General features: G+C 34.0%; 1 protein-coding gene. It reads right to left on the reverse strand.

Annotated elements, in window-relative coordinates:
• Positions 1-1,918, reverse strand: a 1,918-nt coding sequence (gene vgrG, locus LS69_RS09940; protein WP_138124652.1) for a type VI secretion system tip protein VgrG, incomplete at both ends; no start/stop codon positions are given.

The following is a 1,918-nucleotide window of genomic DNA, read 5'->3' on the forward strand; positions in this document are numbered from 1 at the left end:
ATTACTCTGATTATACAAACTCCCACTCACATAAGGTTTATCTATATCATCATCTAAAAAAGAAATAATGACTTCATCACCTACTCTTGGAATATGAAAGAATCCTGAATGATGACTTGCAATAGGAGTTGCTACTCTTAAGAAAGAAGAGCTATAAGAAGATTCTTCTTTTTGATCAAGCAATTCTTGATTAGCAAAGCAATGAATTTTAACTTGGATTCTTCCATACTTATCTGTATAGATTGTATTTCTTTGATTGGTAATCTCTTTGTTCTCTCCTATTACGATTCCTTGTGTATTCATTGGAGCTTTAGGTTTAGAATGATAAGGAGGGGTATAAACAAAAGGGTCTGGGAGAAGTGTTAGGGTATTATAATAAGCTTGGGCAGTATGAGAATCTTGAGTAGGAAGATTATCTTGTGTGTTTAGGGTATTAAGTAAAGCAGAAGAATCTAAGAAGACTTGTTCTATTGCAAGAATGCTAAAGTCTTTTAAAAGAGAATCACTTAAGAGATTCTCTTTAGTTTGTATCTCTAACTTTTCATTTAAAGCAAGAGGAAAGAGATTGCTTTTTGCTAAGAGGGTTTCTCTTAAGAGTAAGGTTCTTTTTTCTTTTAGATTAGGAGGAGTTTTTAAGGTATTCTCTTGCGTAAAAGAATGTGCGCCTTCATAGGAGTGTTGTGTATAGAGATTGGCTCTTTTATCTTCTTTTGTATATTCTACTTTTAGGGAGCTATGAGACTTTGGAGTTAAAGGGTGGTTTGCAAGAAGACTAGAATGGGTAAAGGCATTAGCAAAGAGATGTTGTTCTTTTAAAAAAGAATGAATGCAGGGTTCTTTTAAAATATTATTGAGATTAGGATTATATTTTACTCTTTTAGTGTTGGTGGTTTGGTGGGTATCATAGAAATAGATTGTTTGGGAATCTTCATAGAAATAGATTCCTGCATTATGTGTGATTCTTGTAAGAAAGTCTAAATCACTCTCTTGGTATTGGGCAATCCATTCTTGTGGAGGATAGGCATTAAGAAGATGAGAGAAGTCTAGGGTTTTATGTAAGAATCCTTGATAGAATCCTAAGACTTCTTGGAGAATCTCTAAGATACTTTTATGGGTATAGATTCTATTGGCTTGATTGAGTTTTAAGCGTATTAAAGGAGAAGTAAGTGTAAAGGAGAAGAAATGTTTATGGTTTAAATTGGGAGTTTGTGTTTGAGTGTTTAAGAGATTGTTTGTGCTTGGGTGATTGAGTCCAAGATATTGGACAGAAGAAAGGATTCCTGTGTATTCTTTAAGAAGAGAGGAAGGATTAAAGGGGGAGTTAGGATTGGAATTGTAAGTATTAGAGTTGGAAAAAGAATGAGGATTAGAAGAAGAATTAGAAGTATTAGAGGAGTTAAGAGAATTAGAGAAAGAAGCATTGGGATTAGAAGAAAGGGAATTGGCATTTAAAGAAGAAGCATTAGGGTTAGAGCTAAAAGAAGAAAGAGAGTTAGAGGAATCAAGAGAGGGAGCATTGGGATTAGAGTTAGAGGGATTATCTTCTAAATCCCATTCTAATGTTTGATTCAAAGAAGAAGAATGAATAGAGAGGATTGCGAATTGGTCTATTAAGACTTGAGGATGGAAATTGATTGTTTCTGTCGTTTCTTGGGTTAAAAGATTATTGTTTAGATTTTCAATAAAGCCTTCACATTCTATATTAAAGAGTGTATCAAGAGATTCTTTAATGATTGCCTTTGTGATTTTAAAACAAAGAGAAGGAGAAGTATAGGAATCTCCATTGGAGGAAGAAGGATTGGAATGGGAAAGGTTGGGATAAGAAGAATTGGGGTGGGAATTGTTAGAATGGGAAGGATTGGAAGAAGAATTAGAATGGGAAGAATTAGGATTAATGGTTAGGGTTAGGGAGGGATTG

The sequence above is a fragment of the Helicobacter sp. MIT 05-5294 genome (assembly GCF_000765675.1).
Taxonomy (GTDB): domain Bacteria; phylum Campylobacterota; class Campylobacteria; order Campylobacterales; family Helicobacteraceae; genus Helicobacter_D.